This window comes from Streptomyces sp. NPDC059874 (assembly GCF_042731135.1).
In the GTDB taxonomy this organism is placed as follows: Bacteria; Actinomycetota; Actinomycetes; order Streptomycetales; family Streptomycetaceae; genus Streptomyces.
On the sequence record NZ_JBHWJY010000091.1, the window covers coordinates 25,480 to 33,245 of the forward strand.

General features: G+C 71.3%; 8 protein-coding genes. 5 read left to right on the top strand and 3 right to left on the bottom strand.

The genetic code is table 11. The features are described from left to right. Positions 1 to 41: 41 nt before the first annotated feature. Both ACFV9H_RS35020 and ACFV9H_RS35025 read right to left on the bottom strand, forming a co-directional pair. The gene (locus tag ACFV9H_RS35020) at positions 42 to 1,196 is read right to left on the bottom strand and encodes an adenylate/guanylate cyclase domain-containing protein (protein WP_385406532.1); all 1,155 of its coding nucleotides are present in this window, start codon (positions 1,194 to 1,196) and stop codon (positions 42 to 44) included. A gap of 213 nt (positions 1,197 to 1,409) precedes the next feature. Further along, positions 1,410 to 2,276, bottom strand: a complete 867-nt coding sequence (locus tag ACFV9H_RS35025; protein ID WP_385406535.1) for a biotin--[acetyl-CoA-carboxylase] ligase — start codon at positions 2,274 to 2,276, stop codon at positions 1,410 to 1,412. A gap of 131 nt (positions 2,277 to 2,407) precedes the next feature. Here ACFV9H_RS35025 and ACFV9H_RS35030 point away from each other — a divergent pair, with 131 nt between their 5' ends. The 4 genes from ACFV9H_RS35030 to ACFV9H_RS35045 all read left to right on the top strand — a co-directional run bounded on the left by ACFV9H_RS35030 (position 2,408) and on the right by ACFV9H_RS35045 (position 5,119). After that, positions 2,408 to 4,003 (top strand): acyl-CoA carboxylase subunit beta, encoded by a 1,596-nt coding sequence (locus tag ACFV9H_RS35030; protein ID WP_385406537.1) that lies wholly within the window; start codon positions 2,408 to 2,410, stop codon positions 4,001 to 4,003. 21 nt (positions 4,004 to 4,024) lie between these two features. Next, positions 4,025 to 4,231, top strand: coding sequence for an acyl-CoA carboxylase epsilon subunit (locus tag ACFV9H_RS35035; protein ID WP_385406539.1), 207 nt, complete (start codon positions 4,025 to 4,027; stop codon positions 4,229 to 4,231). Positions 4,232 to 4,319: 88 nt separating this feature from the next. Further along, positions 4,320 to 4,454: a morphogenic membrane protein MmpB gene (gene mmpB / locus ACFV9H_RS35040; protein WP_385406542.1), complete on the top strand. Its 135-nt coding sequence runs from the start codon at positions 4,320 to 4,322 to the stop codon at positions 4,452 to 4,454. A 47-nt stretch (positions 4,455 to 4,501) separates the two neighbouring features. Then, the gene (locus ACFV9H_RS35045) at positions 4,502 to 5,119 is read left to right on the top strand and encodes a Maf family protein (protein ID WP_385406544.1); all 618 of its coding nucleotides are present in this window, start codon (positions 4,502 to 4,504) and stop codon (positions 5,117 to 5,119) included. On the opposite strand, the gene ACFV9H_RS35050 is transcribed toward ACFV9H_RS35045, so the two are convergent. Then, positions 5,100 to 5,561, bottom strand: coding sequence for a hypothetical protein (locus tag ACFV9H_RS35050; protein WP_385406547.1), 462 nt, complete (start codon positions 5,559 to 5,561; stop codon positions 5,100 to 5,102). The genes ACFV9H_RS35045 and ACFV9H_RS35050 overlap by 20 nt on opposite strands. A gap of 374 nt (positions 5,562 to 5,935) precedes the next feature. On the opposite strand from ACFV9H_RS35050, the gene ACFV9H_RS35055 reads away from it, so the two are divergent. Further along, positions 5,936 to 7,699: an acetyl/propionyl/methylcrotonyl-CoA carboxylase subunit alpha gene (locus ACFV9H_RS35055; protein ID WP_385406549.1), complete on the top strand. Its 1,764-nt coding sequence runs from the start codon at positions 5,936 to 5,938 to the stop codon at positions 7,697 to 7,699. Positions 7,700 to 7,766: the final 67 nt, after the last annotated feature.

A 7,766-nucleotide genomic window follows, 5' to 3' on the forward strand; every position in this document is an offset into this window, starting at 1 on the left:
GCCGGCAACGGCGCCGCACCCGCCCAAGCCTGCCGAAGGCGTCAGGCCGGATTCTTCGGCTTCCTGCGGGTCAGCGACCACGGCTCCACCACGCCCAGGCCTCGCACCGGGCGCTGCCACATCGGCTGGAGCGCGAAGCGGTAGGTACCGCCGCCCTCCTCGGCCTCGGCCTCCTTCTCCGACACCGGCGCCGCCCCGGTCCGACCCAGCTCCTCGGCCATCGCACCGTCCACCAGCACCGCGTCCTTCGGTGCTATCGAGGTCAGCCGGCTCGCCAGGTTCACGGTCGTCCCGAAGACGTCGCCCATGCGGGTCGTCACCGTGCCGAAGGCGATCCCGACCCGCAGCTCCGGCATCTGGGGATCGACTTCCATCGTCTCGATGAGCCGCAGCGCGATCTCCGCCGCCGTCGCCGCGTCGTCGGCGCAGTACAGCACCTCGTCGCCGAGCGTCTTGATCAGCCGGCCGCCGTGCGCGGCCACCAGGTCCGCCGAGGTCGTCTCGAAGGACTCGACCAGCTCGCCGAGCTCCTCCTCCTCCAGCCGCCGGGTGAGGCGGGTGAAGCCCACCAGGTCGGCGAAGCCCACCGCGAGGCGCCGGTCGACCATCTCCTCGTCGTCCGCCACCTGCACCACCCGCCCGGTGGCCGCCGCCAGCTGGCGGCGCCACACGTAGACGAGGAACTCCTCCAGCTCCGGCAGCAGCAGCTCGACCAGCGGGTACGTGACCTCCGTACGGGTCATCCCCGGCTCCGGCGGCTCCGTCAGCCCCTCCAGGAAGGAGTCGATCTGCCACTCCGCCAACCGGGCGGTGGTCTGCCCGGTGGAGCGGGCCACCTGCACGGCCATCGGCTCGCTCAGCAGCCCCGCCTCCACCAGACCGGCGAGCCGGCGCAGCGCCAGTACGTCCGCCTCGGTGAGGGCCCTGGCCTGGCCGATGTCGGCGAAGCCCATGGCCCGCCAGAAGCGGGAGGCCAGCTCCATCGAGACGCCGGCGCTGCGGGCCGCCTGGAAGGGCGTGTAGCGGCGCTCGGCACCGAGGATCAGCTGCTCCAGCCGGATCGCGAGCGGATCCGCCGTCGGCTGGACCGTGTGGTCGACCTCGTGGTGCGGGGTGTGCTGGTCCCGCCCGATCGGGGTACCGGGGCCGGACGGCCCGGGGGCGGGCGCGCTGGACTTAGAGTCGTCGACGGTCAAGGGCCGCCTCCTGTCCATTCCGTGCGCACTGCCCTGCCGAACCGGTTGGTCACCACGAGTACCGGGATCGCCTAAACCATACGGCAGGTGTGCCGTAGCTCACTCCCCACTCCCCGCGGAATTCCGCCCCGCCCGCGCGCCCCGCGCGGGGGCCCCGGTCCGGAGCCCCCCGGTCGGCTCCGGATCCGGGCCGAACCCAGCGGAAACCCGAGGTCAGTGCACGGACCGCAGGTGGATCACGTCGCCCGCGGTGACCGCCTCGTGGCGGTCCTCGGCGGTACGGATGACCAGGCGCCCTTCCGCGTCCACCGCTTCGGCCGTTCCGGTGAGCGTGCGGCCGCCCGGGAGCTCCGCGCGGACGTGCCGGCCGAGGGTCGCGCAGCCCGCGGCGTAGGTCTCCTGGAGGCCGCTGGCCGCGGGGTCGCCGCCGGCCGCGCGCCAGTTCCCGTACCACTGCTCCAGGGAGCGCAGTACGGCCTTCAGCAGCGGGTCCCGGTCGGTGACGGTGGCCTTGGCGAGCGCCAGCGAGCCGGCTTCGGGCACCGGCAGCTCGCCCTCGGTCAGCGTGACGTTGAGCCCGATGCCGACGACGACGCCGTCGGCGACGCGCTCGGCGAGGATTCCGGCGGTCTTGCGCTCCTCCCCGTCCACGGTGACGAGCAGGTCGTTGGGCCATTTGAGGGCGGTGTCCACACCCGCCGCCCGGGACAGCCCGGTCGCGGTGGCCACCCCGGCGAGCAGGGTCAGCCACCCCCACCGCTCCTGCGGCACGGCGTCGCCCGGCTTGAACAGTACGGAGAAGAACAGCCCCGACCGGGGCGGCGCGACCCAGCTCCGATCGAGCCGCCCGCGCCCCGCGGTCTGCTCCTCGGCGACGAGCACGGCCCCCTCGGGCAGCTGCGCGGCGCGGGCGGCGAGGTCGGAGTTGGTCGACCCGGTGGCGGCGACGACCTCCAGGGAGGTCCACAGTCCACTCTCGGTGACGACGGCCCGCTGAAGGGCCGCGGCGTTCAGGGGCGGCCGGTCAAGGTTCGACCAACGACCGGCGGAAGCACCTGCTGAGGCATCTGATGGCGTCATGCAAGCCACATTAGGTGTGTCAAACGCCGCACTGCCGAGCGCCATGCCCGCCGATACGCTACGCACCAGTAGCCAGCAGTAGTCAATAACTTGACCAGGCAGTTGACACCACACAGGGAGCCGCGACCCCGATGTCACAACCGTCAGAGCCGATCGACATGCACACCACCGCGGGGAAGATCGCGGACCTGCAGCGCCGCATCGACGAAGCCACCCACGCCGGTTCCGCCCGCGCCGTGGAGAAGCAGCACGCCAAGGGCAAGCTGACGGCGCGTGAGCGGGTGGCCCTGCTGCTGGACGAAGGATCCTTCGTCGAGCTGGACGAGCTCGCCCGGCACCGCTCGACCAACTTCGGGCTGGAGAAGACCCGCCCCTACGGCGACGGTGTCGTCACCGGCTACGGCACGGTGGACGGCCGCCCGGTGGCCGTGTTCTCGCAGGACTTCACCGTTTTCGGCGGGGCCCTCGGCGAGGTCTACGGGCAGAAGATCATGAAGGTCATGGACTTCGCCCTGAAGACCGGCTGCCCGCTCGTCGGCATCAACGACTCCGGCGGCGCCCGCATCCAGGAGGGCGTCAGCGCGCTGGGCATGTACGGCGAGATCTTCCGCCGCAACGTGCACGCCTCCGGCGTGATCCCGCAGATCAGCCTGGTCGTCGGGCCCTGCGCCGGCGGCGCCGTGTACTCGCCCGCCATCACCGACTTCACGGTCATGGTCGACCAGACCTCGCACATGTTCATCACCGGCCCGGACGTCATCAAGACGGTCACCGGCGAGGACGTCGGCTTCGAGGAGCTCGGCGGGGCCCGGACCCACAACAGCACGTCCGGCGTCGCCCACCACATGGCGGGTGACGAGAAGGACGCCATCGAGTACGTGAAGTCCCTCCTCGCGTACCTGCCGTCGAACAACCTCTCCGAGCCGCCCGCCTTCCCCGAGGAGGCGGACACCGAGGTCTCCGACCTGGACCGCGAGCTCGACGTGCTGATCCCCGACAGTGCGAACCAGCCGTACGACATGCACACTGTTATCGAGCACGTGCTGGACGACGCGGAGTTCCTGGAGACCCAGTCGCTCTTCGCGCCGAACATCCTCACCGGCTTCGGCCGGGTCGAGGGCCACCCGGTGGGTATCGTCGCCAACCAGCCGATGCAGTTCGCCGGATGCCTGGACATCAACGCCTCCGAGAAGGCCGCGCGCTTCGTGCGGACCTGCGACGCCTTCAACATCCCGGTGCTGACGTTCGTCGACGTGCCGGGCTTTCTCCCGGGCACGGACCAGGAGTACAACGGAATCATCCGGCGCGGCGCGAAGCTGATCTACGCCTACGCCGAGGCCACCGTCCCCCTGATCACCGTCATCACCCGCAAGGCCTTCGGCGGCGCCTACGACGTCATGGGCTCCAAGCACCTCGGCGCGGACCTCAACCTGGCCTGGCCGACCGCTCAGATCGCCGTCATGGGCGCGCAGGGCGCCGTGAACATCCTGCACCGGCGGGACATCGCCGAGGCGGAGGCCAACGGCGACGCGGAGGCGACCCGGGCGCGACTGATCGCCGAGTACGAGGACACGCTGCTGAACCCGTACACGGCGGCCGAGCGCGGTTACGTCGACGCGGTGACCATGCCGTCCGAGACGCGGGCGCACGTGGTGAAGGGACTGCGGCAGCTGCGCACCAAGCGGGAGTCGCTGCCGCCCAAGAAGCACGGCAACATCCCCCTCTAGGACCGGGAGGCAATTCCTGTGATGATCAAGGTGGTCAAGGGGAACCCGACCCCCGAGGAGCTGGCCGCCGCACTGGCGGTGGTCCAAGCGCGCGCGGCGGCGCTGGCCTCGGCGCCGTCGGGCGCACCGCGGGAGCCCGACGAGTGGTCGCGGCCGGCCCGCGTGGCGCGCCGCCGCGTGCCGCGGCCGGGGCCGCGCGCGTGGGGTCGTACGTACTGGCCCAGCTGAACCCGCCGCGAAGATGACGCGAACGGACCGGGGCGCCTGAGTACGAGTACTCAGGCGCCCCACCCGTTCCCGGGGCCAGGATCGGGGCATGCTCTGGTCCGATCCGAAGAACGAGCCGCCCAAGGACATGCGCGACGCGCAGGCGATGGTCCGGCGGCTGGCCCTGGTGCTCATCCTCACGATGCTGGTGGCGGTGTACGTCCTGGGTGTGGGGCCTTTCTGAGGCCGTTGCCCGGCGGCCCTGCGGGGGCTGTCGTCCGGCGCCCTACGATGGCGGGCATGACGACGCCTTCCCCGCGCAAGCTCGTGCTCGCCTCCGCTTCCCCCGCCCGGTTGAACCTGCTGCGGCAGGCGGGGCTCGCCCCGCACGTGATCGTCAGCGGCTTCGACGAGGACACCCTGAACCACGACGAGCCCGCCGCGCTGGCGCTGGCGCTGGCCGAGGCCAAGGCGGCGGTCGTGGCCGGTCTGGACGAGGCCGCGGGCGCGCTGGTGATCGGCTGTGACTCGGTGCTGGAGCTGGACGGCGAGGCGCTGGGAAAGCCGGCGGACGCCGAGGAGGCCACCGCGCGCTGGAAGTCGATGCGCGGGCGGTCGGGGGTCCTGCGCACGGGGCACTGCGTGATCGACACGGCGACCGGCCGTCAGGTTTCGGCGACGGCCTCCACGACGGTCCACTTCGGGGAGCCGACGGACGCGGAGGTCGCGGCGTACGTGGCGAGCGGCGAGCCGCTGCACGTGGCGGGGGCGTTCACCCTGGACGGGCTGTCGGCGCCGTTCATCGAGGGGATCGACGGGGACCACGGCAACGTGATCGGGCTGTCGATGCCGATGCTGCGCTCCCTGCTGGGTGAACTGGGTGTGTCCATCACGGACTTGTGGGCTTGAGCCCTCCGAGGTCCCCGGGCCGGCCGGGCTTCGCGTCCTCGACCGCCGGCCGCCCGGCATCAAAGAGGGTCAGGGTCAGCACCAGCAGGCACAGGATCAGCATCATCGTCGCGAAGGCGGCCCAGCCGACCAGGACGACGGTGAGGATGCCGAGCACCGCGTGGGTGACGGCGGCGCCGACGAGTACGACGCGGGCGAAACGGCCGGGCGACCGGTCGCGGATCGCGGCCACGGCGGTGAACACGGCGCACAGCAGGAGGAAGGCACCCATGCCCGCCCCCAGCCCGTAGGTTGCCTTGGACATGACATCCGGATCGCTGCCCGCTATGGACATCGCCTGGTTCTCGGTGGTCTTGCCCAACACGACATGGACGAGCACGAGCACCGCCGCTTCCGCGACCAGTACGATCGCGGCCAGTCCGGCCACGAGTCTGCGCAGCACGCCGTCCCACCCCCCACGCGTCACAAGCCTGTTCGACGCCTGGAGGCTACTAACGGGTAAACGTGCGGACAAGGGGTGCGGACCGCTTCGTTACGCGAGGGCCCCGGCGCGGCGATCAAGCAAAGAAAACGTGGGCCGTTCGTAGGGACTCGACAAAGAATCACCCGGGGCGGCTGACCGGCATGACAGAGACCTCGGCTACATGACGGGGTTACTGTGCAGTTGGGGATCCCCCTGACCTGGGGCGCCATAAGGGTTCCCCAGTCGAACGGGCCTCGCATCACACTCTGTGTGGGCAAGCTCACCACTGGGGAAGGGTCGTAAGGCCGTGTGGGCTGTCCCTAAACTCAGCTTGTTTCAAGGAGGGAGCCATCGTGCGCAAGGTGCTCATCGCCAACCGTGGCGAAATCGCTGTCCGCGTTGCTCGGGCCTGCCGGGACGCCGGGATCGCGAGCGTAGCCGTCTACGCCGATCCGGACCGGGACGCTCTGCACGTCCGCGCGGCCGACGAAGCGTTCGCGTTGGGCGGTGACACTCCGGCCGCGAGCTACTTGGACATCTCCAAGGTCCTCCAGGCCGCCGCCGACTCCGGCGCGGACGCCATCCATCCCGGATACGGATTCCTGTCCGAGAACGCCGACTTCGCGCAGGCCGTCATCGACGCCGGCCTGACCTGGATCGGCCCGCCGCCGCAGGCCATCCGCGACCTCGGCGACAAGGTGGCCGCCCGCCACATCGCCCAGCGCGCCGGGGCCCCCCTGGTCGCGGGCACCCCCGACCCCGTTTCCGGGGCCGACGAGGTCGTCGCCTTCGCCAAGGAGCACGGCCTTCCCATCGCCATCAAGGCGGCCTTCGGCGGCGGCGGCCGCGGCCTCAAGGTCGCCCGCACCCTCGAAGAGGTACCGGAGCTCTACGACTCCGCCGTGCGCGAGGCCGTCGCCGCCTTCGGCCGCGGCGAGTGCTTCGTCGAGCGCTACCTCGACAAGCCGCGGCACGTCGAGACCCAGTGCCTGGCCGACTCCCACGGCAACGTGGTCGTCGTCTCCACCCGTGACTGCTCGCTGCAGCGCCGCCACCAGAAGCTGGTGGAGGAGGCCCCCGCGCCGTTCCTGAGCGAGGCTCAGAACGCGGAGCTGTACGCCGCCTCCAAGGCCATCCTGAAGGAGGCCGGCTACGTCGGCGCCGGCACCGTGGAGTTCCTCGTCTCCGCCGACGGTCTGATCTCCTTCCTGGAGGTCAACACCCGCCTGCAGGTCGAGCACCCGGTCACCGAAGAGGTCTCCGGCATCGACCTGGTCCGCGAAATGTTCCGCATCGCCGACGGCGAGGAGCTCGGCTACGGCGACCCGGTCCTGCGCGGTCACTCGATCGAGTTCCGCATCAACGGCGAGGACCCGGGCCGCGGCTTCCTCCCGGCCCCCGGCACGGTGACGAAGTTCGCCGCCCCGTCGGGTCCGGGCGTCCGCCTCGACGCGGGCGTCGAGTCCGGCTCGGTGATCGGCCCGGCCTGGGACTCCCTGCTGGCCAAGCTGATCGTCACCGGCGCCACCCGCGAGCAGGCGCTCCAGCGCGCCGCCCGCGCGCTCGCGGAGTTCGAGATCGAGGGCATGGCCACCGCCATCCCGTTCCACCGCGCGGTCGTCACCGACCCCGCGTTCGCCCCGACCGACGGCAACCCGTTCACGGTCTACACCCGCTGGATCGAGACCGAGTTCGTCAACGAGATCCCGGCGTTCGTGGCCCCGGCCGTGGACGACACCGAGGACGAGCCAGGCCGCGAGACGGTGGTCGTCGAGGTCGGCGGCAAGCGCCTCGAGGTGTCCCTGCCGTCGTCCCTGGGCATGACCCTGGCCCGCACGGCGGCCGCGGGCGGCGCGAAGCCGAAGCGCCGCGCGGCCAAGAAGTCCGGCCCGGCGGCCTCCGGCGACACCCTCGCGTCCCCGATGCAGGGCACGATCGTCAAGGTCGCGGTCGAGGAGGGCCAGCGCGTCGAGGAGGGCGAGCTGGTCGTCGTACTCGAAGCCATGAAGATGGAGCAGCCGCTCAACGCGCACCGCTCCGGCACGATCGTCGGCCTCACGGCCGAGGTCGGCGCGAGCCTGACGTCGGGCGCGACGATCTGCGAAATCAAGGACTGACATCCTCCCCGGGGCTCCGCCCCGGACAGCGCGCCTCAAACGCCGGCGGGGCTGGTTCTTCCAGCCC